This is a genomic window from Mycobacterium angelicum (assembly GCF_002086155.1).
In the GTDB taxonomy this organism is placed as follows: domain Bacteria; phylum Actinomycetota; class Actinomycetes; order Mycobacteriales; family Mycobacteriaceae; genus Mycobacterium; species Mycobacterium angelicum.
The window spans coordinates 92,797-113,785 of the sequence record NZ_MVHE01000001.1 but is presented as its reverse complement, the minus strand read 5'-3'; the positions used below and the strand labels follow the sequence as shown (position 1 = coordinate 113,785).

23 protein-coding genes are annotated in these 20,989 nt (G+C 66.5%); 1 reads left to right on the top strand and 22 read right to left on the bottom strand.

Annotated elements, in window-relative coordinates; genetic code table 11:
- Positions 1-10: 10 nt before the first annotated feature.
- Genes nuoK through BST12_RS00495 form a run of 11 tightly spaced genes read right to left on the bottom strand, consistent with a single transcriptional unit; the run spans position 11 to position 10,376 of the window.
- On the bottom strand, positions 11-310 hold the full coding sequence (gene nuoK, locus BST12_RS00545) for an NADH-quinone oxidoreductase subunit NuoK (protein WP_083111040.1): 300 nt from the start codon (positions 308-310) through the stop codon (positions 11-13).
- Positions 307-1,083 (bottom strand): NADH-quinone oxidoreductase subunit J, encoded by a 777-nt coding sequence (locus BST12_RS00540; protein ID WP_139801438.1) that lies wholly within the window; start codon positions 1,081-1,083, stop codon positions 307-309. The genes nuoK and BST12_RS00540 overlap by 4 nt, the downstream gene beginning before the upstream one ends.
- Positions 1,084-1,091: 8 nt before the next feature.
- Positions 1,092-1,649, bottom strand: coding sequence for an NADH-quinone oxidoreductase subunit NuoI (gene nuoI / locus BST12_RS00535; RefSeq protein ID WP_083111038.1), 558 nt, complete (start codon positions 1,647-1,649; stop codon positions 1,092-1,094).
- Positions 1,642-2,883, bottom strand: coding sequence for an NADH-quinone oxidoreductase subunit NuoH (gene nuoH, locus BST12_RS00530; RefSeq protein ID WP_083111037.1), 1,242 nt, complete (start codon positions 2,881-2,883; stop codon positions 1,642-1,644). The genes nuoI and nuoH overlap by 8 nt, the downstream gene beginning before the upstream one ends.
- On the bottom strand, positions 2,880-5,309 hold the full coding sequence (locus BST12_RS00525; RefSeq protein WP_083111036.1) for an NADH-quinone oxidoreductase subunit G: 2,430 nt from the start codon (positions 5,307-5,309) through the stop codon (positions 2,880-2,882). The genes nuoH and BST12_RS00525 overlap by 4 nt, the downstream gene beginning before the upstream one ends.
- Positions 5,310-5,317: 8 nt before the next feature.
- Positions 5,318-6,646, bottom strand: a complete 1,329-nt coding sequence (gene nuoF, locus BST12_RS00520) for an NADH-quinone oxidoreductase subunit NuoF (RefSeq protein WP_083111035.1) — start codon at positions 6,644-6,646, stop codon at positions 5,318-5,320.
- On the bottom strand, positions 6,643-7,410 hold the full coding sequence (gene nuoE, locus BST12_RS00515; RefSeq protein ID WP_139801437.1) for an NADH-quinone oxidoreductase subunit NuoE: 768 nt from the start codon (positions 7,408-7,410) through the stop codon (positions 6,643-6,645). The genes nuoF and nuoE overlap by 4 nt, the downstream gene beginning before the upstream one ends.
- Positions 7,411-7,412: 2 nt before the next feature.
- The gene (nuoD, locus tag BST12_RS00510; protein WP_083111033.1) at positions 7,413-8,711 is read right to left on the bottom strand and encodes an NADH dehydrogenase (quinone) subunit D; all 1,299 of its coding nucleotides are present in this window, start codon (positions 8,709-8,711) and stop codon (positions 7,413-7,415) included.
- The gene (locus BST12_RS00505; protein ID WP_083111032.1) at positions 8,711-9,439 is read right to left on the bottom strand and encodes an NADH-quinone oxidoreductase subunit C; all 729 of its coding nucleotides are present in this window, start codon (positions 9,437-9,439) and stop codon (positions 8,711-8,713) included. Before BST12_RS00505 ends, nuoD begins: the two co-directional genes overlap by 1 nt.
- On the bottom strand, positions 9,436-9,990 hold the full coding sequence (locus tag BST12_RS00500; RefSeq protein ID WP_083111031.1) for a NuoB/complex I 20 kDa subunit family protein: 555 nt from the start codon (positions 9,988-9,990) through the stop codon (positions 9,436-9,438). The genes BST12_RS00505 and BST12_RS00500 overlap by 4 nt, the downstream gene beginning before the upstream one ends.
- Before the next feature lie 8 nt (positions 9,991-9,998).
- Complete coding sequence (locus tag BST12_RS00495) at positions 9,999-10,376, bottom strand: NADH-quinone oxidoreductase subunit A (protein WP_083111030.1); 378 nt, start codon at positions 10,374-10,376, stop codon at positions 9,999-10,001.
- A 323-nt stretch (positions 10,377-10,699) separates the two neighbouring features.
- On the opposite strand from BST12_RS00495, the gene BST12_RS00490 reads away from it, so the two are divergent.
- Positions 10,700-11,974: a PPE family protein gene (locus BST12_RS00490; protein ID WP_083111029.1), complete on the top strand. Its 1,275-nt coding sequence runs from the start codon at positions 10,700-10,702 to the stop codon at positions 11,972-11,974.
- Between the two features lie 10 nt (positions 11,975-11,984).
- Here BST12_RS00490 and BST12_RS00485 read toward each other — a convergent pair whose 3' ends face one another.
- Genes BST12_RS00485 through BST12_RS00435 form a run of 11 tightly spaced genes read right to left on the bottom strand, consistent with a single transcriptional unit; the run spans position 11,985 to position 20,927 of the window.
- On the bottom strand, positions 11,985-12,386 hold the full coding sequence (locus BST12_RS00485) for an Rv3143 family two-component system response regulator (RefSeq protein ID WP_083111028.1): 402 nt from the start codon (positions 12,384-12,386) through the stop codon (positions 11,985-11,987).
- Positions 12,387-12,397: 11 nt separating this feature from the next.
- Positions 12,398-12,940, bottom strand: coding sequence for a YceI family protein (locus tag BST12_RS00480; protein WP_083111215.1), 543 nt, complete (start codon positions 12,938-12,940; stop codon positions 12,398-12,400).
- Between the two features lie 7 nt (positions 12,941-12,947).
- Positions 12,948-13,355 (bottom strand): nuclear transport factor 2 family protein, encoded by a 408-nt coding sequence (locus BST12_RS00475; protein WP_083111027.1) that lies wholly within the window; start codon positions 13,353-13,355, stop codon positions 12,948-12,950.
- 11 nt (positions 13,356-13,366) lie between these two features.
- Entirely contained in the window at positions 13,367-13,690 is a 324-nt protein-coding gene (locus BST12_RS00470) for a DUF6285 domain-containing protein (protein WP_083111026.1), read from the bottom strand.
- Positions 13,687-14,655 carry a phosphotransferase family protein gene (locus tag BST12_RS00465; protein WP_372510930.1) on the bottom strand — a complete coding sequence of 323 codons (969 nt, stop codon included), beginning with the start codon at positions 14,653-14,655 and terminating at the stop codon, positions 13,687-13,689. The genes BST12_RS00470 and BST12_RS00465 overlap by 4 nt, the downstream gene beginning before the upstream one ends.
- Complete coding sequence (locus tag BST12_RS00460; protein ID WP_083111025.1) at positions 14,652-15,890, bottom strand: acyl-CoA dehydrogenase family protein; 1,239 nt, start codon at positions 15,888-15,890, stop codon at positions 14,652-14,654. Before BST12_RS00460 ends, BST12_RS00465 begins: the two co-directional genes overlap by 4 nt.
- Before the next feature lie 11 nt (positions 15,891-15,901).
- Positions 15,902-16,522: a TetR/AcrR family transcriptional regulator gene (locus tag BST12_RS00455; RefSeq protein ID WP_083111024.1), complete on the bottom strand. Its 621-nt coding sequence runs from the start codon at positions 16,520-16,522 to the stop codon at positions 15,902-15,904.
- A complete protein-coding gene (locus tag BST12_RS00450) occupies positions 16,522-17,415 on the bottom strand; it encodes a hydroxymethylglutaryl-CoA lyase (RefSeq protein ID WP_083111023.1) in 894 nt (297 codons plus the stop codon). Before BST12_RS00450 ends, BST12_RS00455 begins: the two co-directional genes overlap by 1 nt.
- Positions 17,415-18,620 (bottom strand): CaiB/BaiF CoA transferase family protein, encoded by a 1,206-nt coding sequence (locus BST12_RS00445; RefSeq protein WP_083111213.1) that lies wholly within the window; start codon positions 18,618-18,620, stop codon positions 17,415-17,417. Before BST12_RS00445 ends, BST12_RS00450 begins: the two co-directional genes overlap by 1 nt.
- 34 nt (positions 18,621-18,654) lie before the next feature.
- On the bottom strand, positions 18,655-19,836 hold the full coding sequence (locus BST12_RS00440) for an alpha/beta hydrolase family protein (protein ID WP_083111022.1): 1,182 nt from the start codon (positions 19,834-19,836) through the stop codon (positions 18,655-18,657).
- Positions 19,836-20,927 (bottom strand): homogentisate 1,2-dioxygenase, encoded by a 1,092-nt coding sequence (locus BST12_RS00435; RefSeq protein WP_083111021.1) that lies wholly within the window; start codon positions 20,925-20,927, stop codon positions 19,836-19,838. Before BST12_RS00435 ends, BST12_RS00440 begins: the two co-directional genes overlap by 1 nt.
- Between the last annotated feature and the right edge of the window lie 62 nt (positions 20,928-20,989).

The following is a 20,989-nucleotide window of genomic DNA, read 5'->3' as shown; positions in this document are numbered from 1 at the left end:
CTTGGCGTTCTTAGCCTTTGAGTAGATTCGCGTCGTCGACCGACGCCGATTTGCGGGCACGGAAAATCGTCATGATGATGGCCAGGCCGACGACCACTTCGCAGGCAGCCACCACCATCGTGAAGAACGCGATCATTTGGCCGTCGAGCTTGCCGTGCATGCGCGCGAAGGTGACGAACGCCAGGTTGACGGCATTGAGCATCAGCTCTACGCACATGAACATGACGATCGCGTTGCGTCGCAACAGCACACCCGCCGCCCCGATGGTGAACAGCAGGGCCGAAAGGTATAGGTAATTGGCAGGATTCATGATGGGCTTCCCTTAACGGCTTCGGGCGAGGGCGTTTCGCGCCCGTCGGCCCCTCGCGTCCGCAATATCCGGGACACCGACAGCTCCGAGTACGAGCCGTCGGGAAGCAGCGCGGCGACGTCGACCGCGTTGTGCCGGGCGTAGACGCCCGGGCTGGGCAGCGGGGTGGCCCGCAGGCCGAGCCGGAAGCGTTCCTCGGAGAGTTCCCGCTGAGTCTTGCGCCGCTCGAAGCGTTCCCGGTGCGCCAGCACCATCGCGCCTACCGCGGCCGTGATCAGCAGCGCACTGGTCAACTCGAACGCCCACAGGTAGCGGGAGAAGATCAGCGCCGCCAGGCCCTCGACGTTGCCGTTGGCGTTGGCGGCGGTCAGTCCGGAGAAGCTTCCGGTGGCCGCGTTGCCGATGGCAGCTATCAGCAGCACACCGAAGCCGATACCGGTCACCACCGCCGCGATCCGCTGGCCGCGCAGGGTTTCCTGCAGCGATTCCGCCGAATCCACCCCGATGAGCATCAGCACGAACAAGAACAGCATCATGACCGCGCCGGTGTAGACCACGACTTGAACGACGCCCAGGAACAGCGCGTCCTGGATCATGTAGAACACCGCCAGGATGATCATCGTCATAGCCAGAAACATCGCCGAATAGACGGCATTGACGGCCAGCACCACGCCCAGCGCGCCGATCAGCGCCACGGCCCCCAGGATCCAGAACGTCACCGCTTCACCGGTGGAGGTGTGGACGATGACATCCGAGGCGAGATGTGCTGCCAGCGGCGCGGTCATCGGGTGTCTCCGGCTTTGGATCCCGCACTTTGGGGTTCGCGCAAGCCGTCGGCGGTCACGTTGCCCTGGTAGTAGTCCTTGTCGGTGGCGCCCGGCGTACGCGGGTGCGGCGGCGCGGTCATCTCGGGCAGCAGCGGCGCCAGCAGGCGGTCCTTCTCGTAGATCAGGTCGGCGCGGTTGTCGTCGGCCATCTCGTAGTTGTTGGTCATGGTCAAGGCGCGGGTGGGGCAGGCCTCGATGCACAGGCCGCAACCGATACAGCGCAGATAGTTGATCTGATACACCCGGCCGTAGCGCTCGCCGGGAGAAAACCGTTGCTCTTCGGTGTTGTCGGCGCCCTCGACGTAGATGGCGTCGGCCGGGCAGGCCCAGGCGCACAGCTCGCAGCCGATGCACTTCTCCAGCCCGTCGGGGTAGCGGTTGAGTTGGTGACGGCCGTGGTAGCGCGGCTTCACCGGACCGGGCTTCTCCGGGTACTCCTCGGTCACCCGCTTTTTGAACATCGACGCGAAGGTCACGCCGAATCCAGCTATGCCGTCTAGAAACTTAGGCACGCGCTTTCTCCTTGCTCGCGCTGTGTGTCGGCAGCGGCGGTGTCGGGAATGCCGGTTCGATGCGTTCGGAGCTTTCCTCGGCTTGCTTGCGGCGTTTTTGGGCGCGAGCACTGCTGACGCTGAACGGTTTTCGCAGCGCCAGCACGAGCGCGGTCGCGACGACGATGCTGCTGATCACCAGCACCAGGGTCCAATGCGGGTAGCCCTGGTTGCGCAGCGCGCGAATGACCGCGGCGATCATGATCCACACCAGCGAGACCGGGATCAGCAGCTTCCAGCCCAGCGCCATGAACTGGTCGTAGCGGAACCGCGGCAAGCTGGCTCGCAGCCACATATAGATGAACAGGAAGGTCCACATCTTCGCGGTGAACCAGAGCACCGGCCACCAGCCGTGGTTGGCGCCCTCCCACATGTTCAGTGGCCAGGGAGCATGCCAGCCGCCGAAGAACATGACCGTGGCAAGCGACGACACGGTCATCATGTTGACGTATTCGGCCAACATGAACATGGCGAACTTCAGCGACGAATACTCGGTGTGGAAGCCGGCGACCAGCTCACCCTCGGCCTCCGGCAGGTCGAACGGGGCGCGGTTGGTTTCACCCACCATCGAGATGAGATAGATGATGAACGACGGCAGCAGCCAGAACACGTACCAGACGCGGTCCTGTGCGCTTACGATCTGCGATGTCGACATGCTCCCCGCGTAGAGGAACACCGCCGCGAACGACAACCCCATCGCGACCTCGTAGGAGATGACCTGCGCGGTCGAGCGCACCCCGCCCAGTAGCGGGTAGGTGGACCCAGATGCCCAGCCGCCCAGCACGATTCCGTACACGCCGATCGCCGACAGCCCCAGAATGAACAGCACCGCGACCGGCAGATCAGTCAGCTGCAGCGCCGTGCGATGGCCGAACACCGACACTTCCGGGCCGAACGGGATGAACGCGAACGCGGTGAACGCCGGGATCACCGAAAAGACCGGGGCCGCAAAGTATACGAACCAGTCGACGCCCTTGGGCGTGATGCTCTCCTTGAGCGCCAGCTTGATGCCGTCGGCCAGACTCTGCAGGGCACCCCACGGGCCCGCTCGGTTGGGTCCGGGCCGCAACTGCATCCAGCCCAGGATCTTGCGCTCGAGCAGGATTGCGACCAATACGTTCAGCATCAGGAACACAAAGATGGCCAGTGCCTTGGCTATCACCAGCCACCAGACGTCGTGCCCAAAACCCGTCATGACTTCACCCCGATCTTGACCACGCTGCCCAGACTCGCCCCCAACTCCCGGTACACCGCCGAGCCTGCGGAGTTCAGCGGCAGCCACACCACCCGGTCGGGCATGTCGGTCACGTTGAGCGGCAACGTGATTGAGCCGCGTTCGGTACTGACGGTCACGGACTGGCCCTCGGCGGCGCCGATCTCGGCGGCCGTATCGGCCGACAGCCGCACCACGGGTTTGCGTGCGGTTCCGGCCAGGTGTGGTTCGCCGTCTTGCAGGCGGCCGGCGTCAAGCAGCATCCGCCAGCCGGTGAGCACGGCCTCACCCGCTGCGGGTCGCGCCGGCTGTGGCGCCTCGACGCGGGGGGTGGGCGCGTGCTTGCCGTCCCAGTTGCCCAGCGCGGCCAGCTCCTCGCGGGCCCCGTCGGCGGTGCGCAGTCCCAGGTAGACACCCAGCTCGTCGGCCAGTGCGTCGAGCACCTGGTGATCGGACTGGCCGGCGCGCAGGGTGGTGCCGTGCAGCGCGGGTCCGAAGCCGCGGTAGCGGCCCTCCCAGTTGACGAAGACGCCGGCCTTCTGGGCCGCCGGCGCGACCGGGAACACCACGTCAGCGCGCTCGGTGACCTCGCTGTGCCGCAGTTCCAGGCTGACCACGAATCCGGCGGCGTCCAGCGCGGCCAGCACCGCGTCCGGATCGGCGAAGTCGCCGGGCTCGATCCCGCCGACCAGCAGCGCGCCCAGGCTGCCGTCGGCCGCGCCGGCCAGGATGCCCTCGACGTCACGCCCAGGCGCCGCAGGCAATTCGGAGACGTGCCAGGCAGCGGCGACCTGTGAACGTGCGGCGTCGTCGGACACCGGGCGGCCGCCCGGCAACAGTGCGGGAAGCGCACCGGCCTCCAGTGCGCCGCGTTCGCCGGCCCGCCGCGGCACCCAGGCCAGCCGGGCACCGGTTGCGTCGGCCAGCCGGGCCGCCGCGGACAGTCCGCCGGGCACCGTGGCCAGACGTTCGCCGACCATGATCACCGCGCCGGGTGTGCTCAGCAGATCGCCCACTTCGCCGGTAGCCAGGCCGTCGAGGGCCGCAGGCTCTTCGCCGGGAACGGTTGTGAGCAGCCGGCCCGACATCTTCTGCAGCGCGCGCGTCGCGAACGGGGCGACGGCATAAACCGGGACGTGGTGTTTGCGAGCCGCCTTGCGTAACCGCAAGAACACGATCGGCGACTCTTCTTCCGGCTCGAACCCGACCAGCACCACCACCGGAGCCGATTCCAGGTCCGCATAGCTGACGGTTACCGGCCGGCCCGCGATCCGGGCCGCCAGGAAATCCGCCTCTTCCGCCGAGTGCGGGCGGGCGCGGAAGTCGATGTCGTTGGTGCCCAACGTGGTTCGCGCGAACTTCGCGTAGCCGTAGGCGTCCTCCCAGGTGGCCCGGCCACCGACCAGCACGCCGGTGCGGCCGCGGGCGGCGGCGAGTCCCTGCGTCGCCGCCGCGATCGCATGGGACCACGACGCCGGCACCAGCTCGCCGTTGGCGTCGCGGATCAGGGGAGTGGTGAGCACGTCTGGTTGCGTGGCGTAGGTGAAGGCCCAGCGGCCTTTGTCGCAGTTCCACTCCTCGTTGACTTCCGGGTCGTCGCCGGCGAGCCGGCGCAGGACCTTGCCGCGCCGGTGATCGGTGCGCTGCGCGCATCCCGACGCGCAGTGCTCGCACACGCTGGGGCTGGAGACCAGGTCGAACGGGCGCGCCCGGAACCGGTAGGCGGTCCCGGTCAGCGCGCCGACCGGGCAGATCTGCACCGTGTTGCCGGAGAAGTAGGACTCGAACGGTTCGTTGGCGTAGATGCCGACCTGCTGCAGCGCGCCGCGCTCCTGCATGTCGATGAACGGGTCGCCGGCGATCTGCTCGGAGAAGCGGGTGCAGCGGGCGCACAGGATGCAGCGCTCGCGGTCCAGCAGCACTTGTGCGGAGATGTTGATCGGCTTGGCGAACGTGCGCTTGACGTCGGTGAAGCGAGACTCGGCCCGGCCGTTGGACATTGCCTGGTTCTGCAGTGGGCATTCCCCGCCCTTGTCGCACATCGGGCAGTCCAGCGGATGGTTGATCAGCAGCAGCTCCATCACGCCGTGCTGGGCCTTGTCGGCCGCCTCCGAGGTGAGCTGGGTGCGCACCACCATGTCATCGGTGGCCACGGTGGTGCATGACGCCAACGGCTTGCGCTGGCCTTCGACCTCGACCAGACACTGCCGGCATGCGCCAACCGGGTCCAGCAGCGGGTGATCGCAGAACCGGGGGATCTGGATGCCCATCAACTCGGCCGCGCGAATCACCAAAGTTCCCTTGGGAACGCTGATTTCGTTGCCGTCGATGGTCAGCGACACCATCTCCGGCCGGCTCGCCTCTTTTCCGGACCCGTCGCCAGCTTTCGCGTCGGCTGTAGTTGTCATTGCCGGTGTCAGGCCTTTCCGTCCAACGTGAGCATCGAGTCTCGGGGATCGAACGGACATCCGCCCCGTTCGACGTGAGCAAGGTACTCGTCGCGGAAGAGCTTGATCGACGACATCACCGGGCTGGCCGCGCCATCGCCCAAGGCGCAGAACGCCTTTCCCAAGATCGAGTCGGAGATATCCAGCAGTTTGTCAATGTCTTCGCGGGTGCCGCGGCCGGTTTCCAGCCGTTCGTAGATCTTGTCCAGCCAGAAGGTTCCCTCGCGGCACGGCGTGCATTTCCCGCACGATTCGTGCTTGTAGAACTCGGTCCAGCGGCGCACGGCGCGCACTACGCAGGTGGTCTCGTCGAAGATCTCCAAAGCTTTGGTGCCCAGCATCGAGCCCACCGCGCCCACGCCTTCGTAGTCCAACGGGACGTCGAGGTGTTCGTCGGTGAGCAGTGGTGTCGAGGACCCGCCGGGCGTCCAGAACTTGAGCCGGTGCCCGGCGCGCACACCGCCGGCGTAGTCGAGCAATTCGCGCAGCGTGATCCCCAGCGGCGCCTCGTACTGGCCGGGGCGGGTGACGTGCCCGGACAACGAATACAGCGTGAAGCCGGGCGACTTCTCGCTGCCCATGGACCGGAACCAGTCGACACCGTGGAAAATGATCGACGGCACGCTGGCGATCGTCTCGACGTTGTTGATCACCGTGGGACTGCCGTAGAGGCCGGCGACGGCCGGGAACGGCGGCCGCAGCCGCGGCTGGCCGCGGCGGCCCTCCAGCGAGTCCAGCAGCGCGGTCTCCTCGCCGCAGATGTAGGCGCCCGCGCCGGCATGCACGACCAGTTCCAGGTTGAAACCCGAACCCTTGATGTCACGGCCGAGGTAGCCGGCCGCGTAGGCCTCGGCGACCGCGTTCTGTAGCCGGCGCAACACCGGCAGCACTTCGCCGCGCACGTAGATGAACGCGTGGCTGGCCCGGATCGCATACGAGGCGATGATCACGCCCTCGACGAGCACATGCGGGGTGGCCAGCATCAGCGGAATGTCTTTGCACGTACCGGGTTCCGACTCGTCGGCGTTGACCACCAGATAGTGCGGCTTGGCCGCCGGCCCGGAATCGCCCTGCGGGATGAACGACCACTTGGTGCCGGTGGAGAAGCCCGCGCCGCCACGCCCGCGCAGTCCGGAGTCCTTGACCATGCCGATCACATCGTCGGGAGCCATGGCCAGCGCCTTGCGCAGCGCCTTATAACCGTCGTTGCGCTCGTAGGTGGCCAGCGTCCACGACTGCGGGTCGTCCCAGTAGCGGCTGATGACCGGGGTCAGCGGGGTAGCCGGGGAGCTCGTCATGCCTGCCCTTCCGGTCCTGGGGGCGCCTGCATGCCGTTTTCCTGCGCCACCCGCAATCCGGCCAGGGTGGCCGCACCCGCACCGCCCTGACCTTGGTCCGGACGTGGATCGGGGAGGCCGGCCAGGATGCGTGAGGTCTCGCGGAAGGCACACAGCGGGGCGCCGCGGGTGGGGTCCTTCGGTGTGCCGGAGCGCAGCGAGTCGACCAGTTCACGTGCCGACTCGACGGTCTGGTTGTCGAAGAACTCCCAGTTGACCATCACCACCGGGGCGTAGTCGCAGGCGGCGTTGCATTCGATGTGTTGCAGGGTGACCTTGCCGTCGGAGGTGGTCTCGTCATTGCCGATGCCGAGGTGGTCTTTGAGGTCGTCGAAGATGGCGTCGCCGCCCATGACCGCGCACAGCGTGTTGGTGCAGACGCCCACCAGGTAGTCGCCGGTGGGGCCACGGCGGTACATGGTGTAGAAGCTGGCCACCGCCGACACTTCGGCACCGGTCAATCCCAGCTGCTCAGAACAGAATTCCAAGCCCGCCGGGGTCAGGTAGGAGTCCTCGCCCTGGACCAGGTGCAGCAACGGCAACAGCGCCGAGCGCTTGTTGGGGTAGCGGCCCATGATGTCCTTGGCCTCCACCTCCAGCCGCGCCTGCACTTCCGGCGGATACGACTGCGGAGCGCCCTCGACCACGAACTGATTGGGCTCTTCCGGTGGCGGTCCCAGGCGGATGAAAACCCGCTCGCCGTTGCTTTCACCGGCTTGAGGCACTGTCACCGGTCCACCCCTCCCATGACCGGGTCGATGCTGGCGACCGCGGCAATCAAATCGGCGACCATGCCGCCTTCGCACATCGCGGCGACCGCCTGCAGGTTGGTGAACGACGGATCCCGGTAATGCACCCGGTACGGGCGGGTTCCACCGTCACTGACCATGTGCACGCCGAGTTCCCCGCGCGGCGATTCCACCGCCACGTAGACCTGGCCGGCCGGCACCCGAATGCCCTCGGTCACCAGCTTGAAGTGGTGAATCAGCGCTTCCATCGAGCTGCCCATGATCTTGGCGATGTGCTCGGGTGAGTTGCCCATGCCGTCGGGGCCGACGGACAGATCTGCCGGCCAGGCGATCTTGCGGTCCTCCACCATGGTCGGGCCCGGCCGCAACTTGTCCAGACACTGCTCCACGATCTTTACTGACTCCCACATCTCCTTGACGCGAATGATGTAGCGCCCGTAGGCATCACAGGTGTCGTCGGTGATCACATCGAATTCGTAGTTCTCGTATCCGCAGTAGGGTTCGCTCTTGCGCAAGTCGTGCGGCAGCCCGGTGGCCCGCAGGATCGGCCCGGTGATACCCAGCGCCATGCACCCGGCCAGATCGAGGTAGCCGACGTCCTCGGTACGCGCCTTCCAGATGGCGTTCTCGTTGAGCAGGTCACCCATCTCGCGCAGCGGCTGGCGCAATTCCTTCAGGGCCGCGGCGATCTCGTCGATCGCATTGGGCGGCAGGTCCTGCGCCACCCCGCCGGGCCGGATGTAGGCACTGTTCATCCGCAGGCCGGTGATCGACTCGAACAGGGTCAGGACGATCTCGCGCCCCCGGAAGCCGACGAACATCGGGGTCATGGCGCCCAGCTCCATGCCGCCGGTGGCCAGCGCGACCAGATGCGAGGAGATGCGATTGAGCTCCATCATCATCACCCGGATGACGTTGACCCGCTCCGGAATTTCGTCGGTGATGCCGAGCAGCTTCTCCACACCCAGGCAGTAGGCGGTCTCGTTGAAAAACGGTGAGAGGTAATCCATCCGGGTCACGAAGGTGACGCCCTGGGTCCAGTAGCGGTATTCGAGGTTTTTCTCGATGCCGGTGTGCAGGTATCCGATTCCGCAGCGGGCCTCGGTGACGGTCTCGCCCTCGATTTCCAGGATCAGCCGCAGCACCCCGTGCGTGGACGGATGCTGGGGACCCATGTTGACCACAATGCGCTCACCGGGATCCGCGTTGCGGGCAACCTCGACGATCTTGTCCCAGTCCTGGCCGCCGGCGACCACGACGGTTTCGGTTCCGGTCATTAGTTATAGCCCCTCCGCTCGTCGGGCGGGGGTATCTGCGCGCCCTTGTATTCGACTGGGATGCCGCCGAGTGGATAGTCCTTGCGTTGCGGATGCCCGTGCCAGTCGTCGGGCATCTCGATGCGGGTCAGCGACGGATGGCCGTCGAAGATGATCCCGAAGAAGTCGTAGGTCTCGCGCTCGTGCCAGTCGTTGGTCGGATAGACGCCGAACAGCGACGGGATGTGCGGATCACTGTCGGGCGCAGACACTTCCAGCCGCAGCCGGCGGTTATGGGTGATCGACTGCAGCGGGTATACGGCGTGCAGTTCCCGGCCCGTCTCGTGCGGATAGTGCACCCCGTTGACACCCAGACACAGCTCGAAGCGCAATTCGGGTTCGTCGCGCAGCCGCTGGGCGACCTCGGGCAAATGGTCGCGATGCACATGCAGGGTCAGTTCGTTGCGGTCGACCACGACTTTCTCGATGGCGGTGTCGAATTCGACGTCGTTGCGCTGCAGCGCCTCGGCCAGCCGGTCGGCGATGTCGTCGAAGTAGCCGCCGTAGGGCCGGGGGCTGCTACCGGGCAGCGCGACCTCGCGCACCAGCCGTCCGTATCCGGAGGTGTCGCCGGTGCCCTTGACGCCGAACATGCCGCGTCGAACGTCGATGACTTCTTCACCCGTGGGCGGTACTTCGGCGCCCGGGGTAAGGGTGGCGCCCTGCGGGTCGTGGTCGGGCGAGCTCATCGCAGCAGACCGCGCATCTCGATAGTGGGCCGCGCGCCCATTGCGGCTTCCTCGGCTTCGGCGATCGCACGTTCCCGGTTGACGCCCAGCGGCATCTCCTGAATCTTCTCGTGCAGCTTCAGGATTGCGTAGAGCAGCATCTCCGGGCGGGGCGGGCAGCCGGGCAGGTAGATGTCGACCGGAACGACGTGGTCGACACCCTGAACGATCGCGTAGTTGTTGAACATCCCGCCGGACGACGCGCATACGCCCATGGCCAGAACCCATTTCGGCTCGGCCATCTGGTCATAGATCTGGCGCAGCACCGGGGCCATCTTCTGGCTGACCCGACCCGCGACGATCATCAGATCGGCCTGCCGCGGCGTGGCCGAGAAGCGCTCCATGCCGAACCGCGCGATGTCGAACCTCGGCCCCGCCGTTGCCATCATCTCGATGGCACAGCAGGCCAATCCGAATGTTGCCGGCCACAGCGAGTTCTTGCGGACGTAGCCCGCCACCTTCTCGACTGTTGACAGCAGGATCCCGCCGGGCAGCTGTTCTTCCAGTCCCACCTCTTACCTCAATCCCACGTCAGGCCCCCGCGGCGCCACACATACGCGTAGGCCACGAACACCGTGAGCATGAATATGACCATTTCCACCAGTGCGAACGTGCCCAGCGAGTCGAAGCTGACCGCCCACGGGTACAGGAACACGATTTCGATATCGAAGACGATGAACAGCATCGCCGTCAGGTAGTACTTGATCGGGAATCGCTGTCCGCTGGTTGCATTGGGGCCGCTTACCGACGTTTCGGTGGGCTCGATACCGCATTCGTATGCGGCCAGCTTCGAGCGGTTGAAACGAGACGGGCCGACGAGGCTGGCCAGCACGACCGAGCCCACGGCAAAGGCAGCCGCGAGTGCCCCGAGCACCAAGATGGGTATGTAGACGTTCAACTCGCTCCATGCTCCGGCGTAACGTGGCCGCCTTCTCAAACTGAGCGGACGGTCAGGCGGTGACTGGGCTGTTGTGACGGACCGGGCTTGTGGGCCGTCACAGTGACCTTCAACATAGTCGCGTGATCCCCGGAGCACGTGCCCGGGGTCTGGCTCATGGCGAAAAGGGATGCACACTGGACGGGAGGGCGGGATTATATGAATGTCACCCAAAGGTCGAATAAGCGGAGCACTTGTTGTTACTCTATGGCCTCACCGGGTAGTCACGGGGCTATCGCGAGGTCAGCGTTGACGCAGGCAGCTGATCTGGAAGGACTGGAGCCGTGAGTTTCTTTGCGCTGCCTCCCGAAATCAACTCTCTGCGCATGTTCATCGGCGCGGGCACGGCGCCGATGTTGCAGGCGGCGGCGGCCTGGGACGGGCTGGCCGAAGAATTGTCCGCCGCGGCCAACTCGTTTGCCTCGGTGACGTCGGGATTGGCCGGCCAGGCCTGGCAGGGTGCGGCCTCGATGGCGATGATGAACGCGGCGGCTCCCTACGCCGGGTGGCTCAGCGCGGCGGCGTCGCAATCGGCCGGCGCGGCCGGGCAGGCCCGGATCGTGGCCAGTTTGTTCGAGGCGGCCCGGGCGGCGACGGTGCTCCCGCAGGCGATCGACGCCAACCGCAATTCCTTCGTGCAGCTGGTGATGAGCAACTTGTTCGGCCAGAACGCGCCCTTGATCGCGATGGCCGAAGGCATCTACGAGGAGATGTGGGCCGCCGACGTATCCGCGATGGCCGGCTATTACTCGGGAGCCTCGGCGGTGGCCGCACAGGTGGTGCCGTGGGCGAGCGTGCTACAGGGCCTTCCGGCATTGGGGGCCGGCATAGCTAGCGGCATGGCCGGCATGTCGGGCGGCGGCACCACCGCCAACCCGGGCGTGGGAGCCGGTCCCGTCGGTGCCGGTGCTGCCGGTTCCGACGGCGCCACTGCCGGGACCGAGAACGCCGCGGGCAGCGGTGCCGGCGCCAGTGGTGGCGGGGTCCTGACCAACGGCGGTGCCATGTACGCCAACGGTGTCGGTGGCGACAGTGCCGGCAACGGGTTCGTGCCCGGCGACCCGAGCTCAGGCAGTGCGGTGCAAGCCGGTCCGCCGGTGACGAGCAACGGCGCCGTCGGTGCCACCGGCATGGGCTTCGTTCCCGTCCCGATACCCACCTCCGGGACCGCCACGCGTGCCGGGCTCCTCGGCGACGGTCCGGTCAAAGCGGGCGGCAGCGCTCCCTCGGCCGCCGATGACGACCGAGCCGCTGCCCCGCCGGCGCCGGAAGCCGAAGTACCGGCTGTCGAAGAAACCACCCCGGAAATTGGTGTACTGCCGACGGCGGCGCCCGAGATCGCAGCCAAGGCGGCTCCGATGGCCGTGACGCGCGTGCAGCAAAGCGGTGGTTCCTCGATTCCGGGCTCCGCGCTTCGGACTCCCGGGGCCGCGAAACCGCAGGATCAGGAGGCGGCGGAGACCGAGGAGCCCGCCAAGCCGGTGCCGCTACGGCCGGAATCCGGCGACTTCCGGCGTAGGCCGAAGGAGCCGCCCGGCGTTCAGATCCGCGGCGGCTGAACCCCGCGCGTCAGAATGCCGGAGCGCTGAGCAATCCGAGTACGGTGCGGCCCAGCACGATGGGGTCGATGGGGTGTGGCACCGCGGCCTCGGCTCGTGACCAGCTGGCCAGCCAGGCATCGTCCGGGCGACCGGTGAGCACCACGATGGGCGGGCAGTTGTCCAATTCGTCCTTGAGTTGCTTGGCGATTCCCATGCCGCCGGTCGGCGTCGCCTCGCCGTCCAGCACGGCCAGGTCGATGCCACCCTCATCCATCCGCCGAACCACCATCGGGCCGGTCGCGATTTCGACATAGTTCAGCGGGGGCAGGTCGGGGTGCAGGCGTTTGCCCAGGGCCCGCATCACCTGTTCGCGGGTGCTGATGTTGTCGCTGTAGACGAGGATCTGCAGGTCGTCGCTGGAGTCGGGCACGTTTGCAGATGCTACTGGTGCCCGCGGCGCCGGACGAAGACGGCTTCGGCAGCCACCGTCACGGTTTTGGCGATCATCCCGAATTTGTTCCAGTCCACACCGAATAGGGATCGGTCGAGCTTGGCTTCGCCGACGACGCGCACCGAGCCGTCGTCGAGTTCGCTGATCGTCACGGGCAGGGTGACCGGTTCGGTTCTGCCCTTGATGGTGAAATCGGTCTTTAGCTCAGCGGCCCGCCCGGTGGTCGGGTGCAGGGCGGCGACGACGACGCCGATCTGGGGGAAGCGTTCGGCGTCGAAGAAGTCGGCGGAGAGCAGATGCTTGTCGCGGCGGCCGATACCGGTGTCCAGCGAGGCCACCTCGATGTCGATCCGGCCCGAAACCGCGCTCCGCTCGGTGAGCCGGCCGTCGCCGTCGAACTCGGTGAACCTGCCTTTGACGGGCCACACCCCCCACATGTTCCTGATCCGGAACGTGATGGTCGAGCGCTCGGGGTTCAACGTCCACCCGCCGACGACTTCGGGATCGGTGAGCAGTGTTTCCAGGGTCGTCATCGGCACCTCATCTGGGTTCAAGCAACGGGGCGAGTTCGGCGGGATCGAAGTACTCGTCGATACGGCTGATCAGGTTATTGGTGCCCAGTTTGATCACAATGCACACGCGCAGGGCGATCGACTCCCCGGCATGACCACTCGCATGCAGCACGTGCTGTTGGACAAACCCCTTGGCTGAGCCGTCCTCGAAGATCTGCCGGTCCAAGATCTCGTAGCGGCGCGTGGCGGTGGCTGAGACGAACCAGTCGATCACCTTGAGCGCGCGGGGTTTGTCGTTGTCACGGCGGGCCCCGGGACGCCACACCGCGATGTCAGGGCTCCAGAGTCGATCCACGGCCGCCACATCACCGTTTTCGATGGCGCCGAACAGCTCGTCGGCCACCTCGACGATGGCCTGCGCCGTGGTAGTGGGCATGCGACAGCCTCCTATTCGATGTCGTATCCGGGGTGTGCGGCCGCCAACCGATGCTTCACCAGGCCGCGCAGGCAGGCAACAACCTCGTCCGCGCGGGCGTCCAAGTCGCCGGCCCGGATGGCCGCGGCAAGGGCGGCCTCATCGGCGAAACCCAGGAGCGCGGGGGAGTGGTCGGGGGCGAGCAATTCGCGTTCGACCATGCGCAGGGCGTTGGCGGCCACTCGCGCGTGAAAGTTAACTTGGCCATCGGTGGCTTCCCGAACATCCTTTTCGAGGAATTCGGCGACGGCGGCCACCAATTCGGCGGCGGTCGGGCGGCCGTAAAGGTAGCTCACGTGCCGGCCTCGTCCAGCAAGCTGAGCAGGTCCCACTCGTTCTCGCAGACCCGCCGCCCTATCGTCGCCAATTCCACCGAGCGGGTCTGTCCGCTCAGATGCCGCTGCGCCTGGTATCTGCAGATGACCCCCCAGCGCAGCGTGGCCAGCACCAGCCACCAGTGAAACGCCACTCGGTCAACGGTAGTCCCGCTGGCCCCCTCATAGGCGCTCAGGAAATTGTCGATGCTGCCCAAACCGCCCGCTCCCCGGTCGGCCGCCGCGCCGAACCGCCAGGCGCGCACGCAGAACCAGGCCAGATCCTCATACGCCTCGCCGATGTGCACGAGTTCCCAGTCCAGGACCGCGGCAAGGTCGGACCCGTCGACGATCAGGTTTCCCATCCGGTAATCGCCGTGCACCAGAACTGGCGGCGACGGCGGCGGCCGGTGGGCCGCCAGCCAGCGGAACGCCCATTCGAAGGGGGCGGTGGTGTCGCCCATGGCGTCCAGGCGTTCGCGGTATTGCTCCAGCTGGTCTTCGCGCGCCAGCTCGGGATGGTTCGTATCGGCGCGGTGGACGGCAGCCAGCGCCTGTGCGCACTGACGCAACAGCCGCTCGGGATCGTCGAGTTGGCGGTAGATGCGCCGAACTATGGTCTCGCCCTTGATCGCTTCGCAGATGAGGAACGGATTGCCCAGTGCACCAAGGGAATTGCTTGCGGCCAGCACGTGTGGGACCGGGGCGCCGGCCGCTGCCGCGGCGGCCTGCACCCGGGCTTCCAGCTCCATGCCGGCATGGATGTCGTCGGGCGGGCCGATGCGCAGGATCAGCGGCTTGGGTCCGGTGTCGGTTTTGTCGGGGACGGCGTCGAACGCCCAGGTGCTGCGGCTGGCCCCGCCGGTGAGCGCGCGCAGGTTCTCGACGGCCACCGCCGTACCGAGCACTTGCCGCAGTACGGCCGCCAAGTTGTCCTGCAGTGTCACTTCTTGCCGAACTTGAACAGCCGCTGGGCAACTCGGCGAATCTGAATCTCCTCGGCGCCCTCGGTGATGCGGTAGCGGCGGTGGTGGCGGTAGATGTGTTCGAACGGTTCGTGCCGGCTGTACCCGACGCCGCCACACACTTGCATGGCCCGGTCGGCCGCGTCGCACGCCAGCCGGTTGGCGCGGTAATTCGCCATCGACACCTTGTCCGAGACTTCCATGTGGTGGTTGCGGTCCAGCTGTTCGGCCGCGTAGTACACCAGCAGCCGTACCATCTGTGCCTCGGTCTGCAGTTCCACCAACGGCCACTGGACGGCCTGGTTCACCGCCAACGGCTTGCCGAAAACCACGCGTTCGCTCGTGTACGTCACGGCCCGGTCGATGCAGTACTGCGCGGCGCCCAGGCTGCTGGCGGCCTGACGAATCCTGTTCTCGTGCAGGAAGGTCTGCCCGACTTCGAGGCCGCGGTCGACCTCGCCGAGCACCGCGTCGGCGGGCACCCGAACGTCGGTGAGCTCGACCTCACCGTGGTCGGTGGGCATGTTGAACGTCCACCAGTAGTAGGGCACGTTGAAGCCGGGGGAGTCGGTGGGCACCAGGAACGCGGTGATGCCGCGGGCCTGGCCGGGCTCACCGGAGGTGCGGGCGAACACCAGGTCATGGGTGGCGCGGTGGACGCCGGTGTTGAATCGCTTGGCGCCATTGATGATCCAGCCGTCGCCGTCCGGTTCGGCGTGCGTCTCCAGCCAGGTGGCGTCCGAGCCATGCTTGGGTTCGGTCAGCCCGAAGGCCATCGACCGCTTGCCGGTGATAAGCGCTTCGGTCCACTCCTTCTTCTGCGCGTCGGTGCCGAACCGGTCCATCATGATGACTTGGGGGAAATTGCCGACGATCGACGACTCGTTCTGCAGATCGTTGTGCAGGCCGAGGCCTTTGTGCGCCAGGTGTTCCCGGATGACCGCCATGTCGATGTTGGTGCCGTCCCGGCCGCCGAACTGCGACGGCAGGCCGTAGCGCAGCCAGCCGGCCTGGTCGGCGCGCCTGCGCATCTCGCCGAGCAGGTCCTCCCATTCACGCCGCGGGATGCCGTCGTTGTCCCAGTCGGTGCGGGCGTGTTCGCGGCGATGGTCGAAGTACTGAATGTGTTCGCGTTCCAGCGGCTTGATCTCAGCCTCGATGAAGTCGTCCATCTCGGCGAGTAGGCCCGGAAGATGTTCGGGGAGGCTGAAATCCATGGGTGTTCTCCTTACGAGCCGTACAGAGTTTTCTTCCAGACCGTCGATAAAGTTGTGATGGCGTCCGCGTCGCTGATGTCCAGGCCGAGGTGTTCGGGCCCGGAGCGCCCTACGAACACCGTAGTGAAGTTCTCGAACAGCAGGGCGATCGCCGCCGCGGTGTGGTCGGGATGAAGGTCGCGACCATATCCCTGCTCCTGAGCGCGCCGCACCGATGCGGCCACGATGTCCATGCCGAAGCGGCGGAATTCGTTCTGCAGCGCCGCGAAGCGCTGCTGGGTGGCGGCCAGTTGGGCGACGGCGATCATGATGCCGATGTTCCGCTTGAACATGTTCCAGTAGCCGGTGACCACCCCGGCGAAGCAGGCGTCGTCGTCGGGGGATTCCGGCAGCCGGACGCTCAGTCGCGACGGCACCACGACATCGTGCAGAAACGACTCGGCCAGCGCCGCCAGCAGGTCCTCCTTGTCGGTGAAGTACCGGTAGAACACCGCCGGCGACTTCCCCGCAGCCGAGGTGATGTCGGCCAGCGTGGTGCCGTGAAAACCCCTCTCGGCGAACAACTTCCGCGCGGCCTGTTCGATGGCCAGCCGGGTCTGGCGGCCCTTGGTGCTGACGACCTCGGCGGGCATCAGCCGCGGATCCGGTCTCCGGCACGCAGTAGCGCGCTCGGCAGATCATGTCCGACAACCGATTTCGCCACCTCGGCCGCCGCGATGGCCGCCCGCAGGTCGACGTCGACCTCGAAGCCGCTGTCGGTCAACAGGTACACCAGCTCCTCGGTGGCGATGTTTCCGGTGGCGCCCGGCGCGAACGGGCAACCGCCCAGGCCGCCGACCGACGAGTCCAGCCGGGTAACCCCGGCGCCGACCGCCGCAAAGGCGCTGGCCAGCCCACAGCCGCGGGTGTTGTGGAAGTGTCCCCCCAGCGGCATGTCGCCGATCACCGGAAGTAGCTGTGCGATAAGCGAAGTCACCCGGCCCGGAGTGGTGGTGCCGATGGTGTCGGCGATCGAGAACCGGTCGACACCCTGGTCGCGGGCGGCGGCGGCGATGTCGAGCACCCGCTGCACCGGGGTTGGCCCTTCGAAGGGGGAGTCCCACGCTGTGGCGACGATGACCTCGACGATGACGTCACTTTCGTGGGCTATGGCGACGATGTCGCGGATTTGGCTGGTGGCCTGCGCGCTGGTGCGTCCCACATTGGCCTTGCTGAACGCATCGTCGGCGGCCACCACGTACTCGATCGCGCGGAACCCCGCGGCGATCGCGCGCTTGGCGCCATTCGGGCTGGCCACCAACGCGGAGAACTCGATGTCGGGGTAGTTGTGCAGCTGCGCCGCGAGTTCGGCGGCGTCGGCCATCGATGGCACCTTCGACGGGGAGACAAACGCGGTGGCCTCCACCTCCCGCACCCCGGTGGCGGCCACCGCGGCGAGCAGCTCCAGCTTGGCCGCCAACGGAATTGGCTTCTCGATCTGCAGGCCGTCGCGCAGCGCCACCTCGCGAATGTCGACGTATGGCATCAAATCACCTCCTGCGCCCGCAACTCGGCAAGTTCTGCGGCGCTCTTGCCGAGCAGCCCGATGTAGACGTCCTGGTTGTGTTGGCCCGGTTGCGCCGGGCCGGCGTTGCGCACCACGCCCGGGGATTCCGAGAGCACCGGGACGATTCCCGGGCCCAGCACCGGTCGCTGCACGCGTTCGTCGTAGTGCTCGACCAGCATGCCGCGGGCGCGCAGCTGTGGGTCGTTGACCACTTCGGCCACCGTATTGATCGGCCCGGCGATCACGCCTGCGTCGGAAAGCGTTTCGATGATCTCGTGTGGTTGCCGTTCGCCTGCCCAGGCGCCGATGATCTTGTCGAGCTCGTCCTGATTGCGGCCGCGGGCACCGTGGGTGGCGAACCGGCCGTCGGTGGCCAGTTCCGGGTGGCCCATCGCGGTGCAGAGCCGGGCGAACACGGTGTCCTGGTTGGCGGCGATCACCACCCAGGAGCCGTCGGCGCTGCGGTAGATGTTCGACGGCGCGATTCCTTCCAGCCGGGTGCCCGATGGGCCGCGCACCACGCCGCCGACGTCGTAGTCGGGGATGGTGGATTCCTGCACGGCCAAACAGGATTCGGTGAGCGCCACATCGACGACCTGGCCCCGGCCGGTGACACCGCGGCGATACAGCGCGGCAAGGGCGCCCTGGGCGCCGAACATTCCGGCCAGGCTGTCGCCCAGCGACAGCGCCAGCCGCGGCGGCGGGCCGCCGGGAAAACCGTTGAGGTGCCGCAGTCCGCTGGCCGCCTCGGCGACCGAGGCGTAGCCGGCCTTGGGTGCGTCCGGGCCGGTCTGTCCGTAGCCCGACACCCTAACCAGGATGATGCCCGAATTGCGTTCACTGAGTATGTCGTAGCCCAGGTTCCACTTTTCCAGCGTGCCGGGCCGGAAGTTCTCCACGACGATGTCGGATTTCTCGACAAGGTCCAAGAACAGCTCGCGGCCGCGCGGCCGGCGCAAGTCGAGGGTGATGGCCCGCTTGTTGCGCGCATGCACCGTCCAGAACACGTGATGTCCGTCGAGTTCGGCCTGGCCCCAGGTCCGCAGCGGGTCAGGAGCGCCGGGCGGTTCCACCTTGATGACGTCGGCGCCCATATCGCCGAGTAGCCGGCCCGTAAACGGCCCGGCGATCAGGGTGCCCAACTCAAGCACCCGGATACCGTCCAGCGGTCCGGGTGGGTTCATTGCGCCGTTCCTCCTCATCGCGCGCTCTGCATCGTCACCGGCGCGCGGCGCCCACAAAGTCGTGGCGAACCAGCCAATCGGTGACGATCTCGACGGCCTGGCGCAGCTTGTCTCGTTGCTCTGGACCCGCGTAATAGTGTGTGGCGCCAGGTATTTCGTGCATCTCCTTGTCGGGATGCCCGATCGCATCGAACAGTCGTCGGGTGTGGCTGGGCGTGCAGGCGTCATCGGCCAGGTTGCCGATCACCAGGGTGGGAACCGCGATATCGCCACCGCAGGCCACCCCGTCGCCGCGGGCCTCGTCGTAACTCCACTGCGAGAGCCAGCCGCGCAAGGTCGAGAAGCGGGCCAGCCCGACCGGGCTCATGTTCACCACCTGCGGGTCACCCAGATAGCAGGTGCCGGGGGTGCGTTCGTTGGGATCGACGGCCGGGTCCAGCCAGCGTGGGTCGGCCATGGTGCCGTGCACGACGAAGCAGAACTCGTCATTCGGGCGGCCCGCGGCTTTCAGCTCCGCCAGTTTTTCCTTGACCCACGCGGTGATTCGGCGATTGCGGTCGATCTGTGTCTGCCGGTAGCGGGCCAGGAATTCTTCGCTGTACGGCGGCTGATTGGGGTTGTCCGGGTTGTACAGATCCAGTTCGGGATCGCGTTTGGTGGGGTCGGATTCGTCGAGGATCGACGCGTCCAGCCATTCGGTCAGCGTGCCGTGCCGGCTGATGTGGGCGGCCAGCAACATGATTCCGTCGGCGGCGGGCAGGTCCAGCTCGGTCAGGTCGGGGCCGTCGCCGGACGGGCTGCAGGTGATGGTCGGCTTTTGCGCCTGCTGTTGGTAGAAGACCGACAACGAGCCGCCGCCGCTCCATCCCGCCAGCACCACCTTCCGGTAGCCCAGCCGGTTCTTGGCGTCCTTGATGCACTCGCCGAGATCTTCGACCACCTTCTCCATCAGCAGCGCCGAATCCGTGCCGCGAAACCGGCTGTTGCAGTAGATGACATGGTGGCCCGCCCGGGCCAGCGCATTGATCATCGGCAGGTAGGCGCCGCCGCCGATCGGATGCATGAACACCAGCACGGTGTCCGACGGCTTGCCCTTGGGCTTAAGCAGATAGCTTTCCAGCACGGTGATCTCGGCCAGTCCGCCGTACACGTCGCGGACAGCCGAGTTGTTCTGGAACGCGACGAGATAGGGTATGCGGTCGTATTCATGTTTCATCAGTGTTGTCCCAGATCGTGTGCCAGCACCTCGGTCGACGGAGTCAAGCGTTGTCGGGTGTCGATGGCGATCACCTGCCAGTCGACGCGCGAATAGTCGTCGAATTTGCGACGGGCCCGTGCCCGCGCCTTCTCCGGCGCGCCGTGGTGAATCCCTTGTGGCGCATGGGTGATCAGGCCCGGCGGCATCGGAATGCCGTAGAGCGAGCCGCCGTGGAAGAACGCGATTTCGTCGTAGTCGACGTTGCGGTGATACCAGGGAGTGCGTTCGGTGCCCGGGACGCCTTCGGCCGGCTTGGGCAGGAAGTTCATCACGTACACACCGGTGGCCTGCATGAACAGGTGCACTGTCGGCGGCAGGTGCACGCTGTCGGAGGTGATGACGTTGTAGTCGGCGATGTTGAAGGTGAACGCGAAGTTGTCGCCGCGCCAGCCTTCGACATCGATCGGATTGTGTTGGTAGTAAAGCGTTGTCGGCCCGCCCTTATGCATCAGGCGGACCTCGTACTCGTCGCGGCCGTCATCCTCGAGCGCAACGGGTTCCGGGATGGTCGCCTGCGATGGATCGAACGGGAAGTGCCGGCCCAGTGAACCCGGTGGCGGCACCCGGAACTCGTCGGTGGCCTCGATCATCAGCAGCGTGGTCTCGCTGTCGGGAGCCTGTCGCCAAGTGCAGGCCTTCGGCAGGTACACCCAATCGCCCTGCCGATAGCGCAGCGGACCGAACTCGGTTTCCAGCAGACCCGCGCCGCTATGAACGAAGCACAGTAGATCGCCATCGACGTAACGGGTGTAGAACGGCATCGGCTCAGTGCGGCGGCTCAGCAGCACGCGGCAGTCGGCGTTGGAGAACATCAGCAGTGGCCCGCCGTCGGCGTCAACCGCGTCGGTGGGTTTGAGTTCGTCGGCCAGCACGTCGATCGGCCGTAGCGGCCCGACCGCGCGGTAGGCGGTGGGGTCGTGGCGACGGTAGATGTTGGCGGTGCGGCCGGTGAAGCCGCCGCGGCCCAGCTCGTCGTCCTTCAATCCGTCGAGATCGGCGTGCACCCGCCGAGGTGTCCGGCCCCTCCGCAGGTGGATGAACGATTCCATGGCTCGGCTCCGAATGTCTCCGCTACAAAACTAAAAGTGACATTACTTTTTCTTTCGAGCCG

What these genes read in the sequence shown, in the direction of transcription:
- nuoK (WP_083111040.1), bottom strand. Translation starts at nt 310, where the DNA reads ATGAATCCTGCCAATTACCTATACCTTTCGGCCCTGCTGTTCACCATC.
- nuoH (WP_083111037.1), bottom strand. Translation starts at nt 2,883, where the DNA reads ATGACGGGTTTTGGGCACGACGTCTGGTGGCTGGTGATAGCCAAGGCA.
- BST12_RS00525 (WP_083111036.1), bottom strand. Translation starts at nt 5,309, where the DNA reads ATGACAACTACAGCCGACGCGAAAGCTGGCGACGGGTCCGGAAAAGAG.
- nuoF (WP_083111035.1), bottom strand. Translation starts at nt 6,646, where the DNA reads ATGACGAGCTCCCCGGCTACCCCGCTGACCCCGGTCATCAGCCGCTAC.
- nuoD (WP_083111033.1), bottom strand. Translation starts at nt 8,711, where the DNA reads ATGACCGGAACCGAAACCGTCGTGGTCGCCGGCGGCCAGGACTGGGAC.
- BST12_RS00505 (WP_083111032.1), bottom strand. Translation starts at nt 9,439, where the DNA reads ATGAGCTCGCCCGACCACGACCCGCAGGGCGCCACCCTTACCCCGGGC.
- BST12_RS00480 (WP_083111215.1), bottom strand. Translation starts at nt 12,940, where the DNA reads ATGACGACCCTGGAAACACTGCTCACCGATCCCGAAGTCGTCGGCGGG.
- BST12_RS00475 (WP_083111027.1), bottom strand. Translation starts at nt 13,355, where the DNA reads ATGCCCACTACCACGGCGCAGGCCATCGTCGAGGTGGCCGACGAGCTG.
- BST12_RS00460 (WP_083111025.1), bottom strand. Translation starts at nt 15,890, where the DNA reads ATGGATTTCAGCCTCCCCGAACATCTTCCGGGCCTACTCGCCGAGATG.
- BST12_RS00455 (WP_083111024.1), bottom strand. Translation starts at nt 16,522, where the DNA reads ATGCCCGCCGAGGTCGTCAGCACCAAGGGCCGCCAGACCCGGCTGGCC.
- BST12_RS00450 (WP_083111023.1), bottom strand. Translation starts at nt 17,415, where the DNA reads ATGCCATACGTCGACATTCGCGAGGTGGCGCTGCGCGACGGCCTGCAG.
- BST12_RS00445 (WP_083111213.1), bottom strand. Translation starts at nt 18,620, where the DNA reads ATGAACCCACCCGGACCGCTGGACGGTATCCGGGTGCTTGAGTTGGGC.
- BST12_RS00440 (WP_083111022.1), bottom strand. Translation starts at nt 19,836, where the DNA reads ATGAAACATGAATACGACCGCATACCCTATCTCGTCGCGTTCCAGAAC.
- BST12_RS00435 (WP_083111021.1), bottom strand. Translation starts at nt 20,927, where the DNA reads ATGGAATCGTTCATCCACCTGCGGAGGGGCCGGACACCTCGGCGGGTG.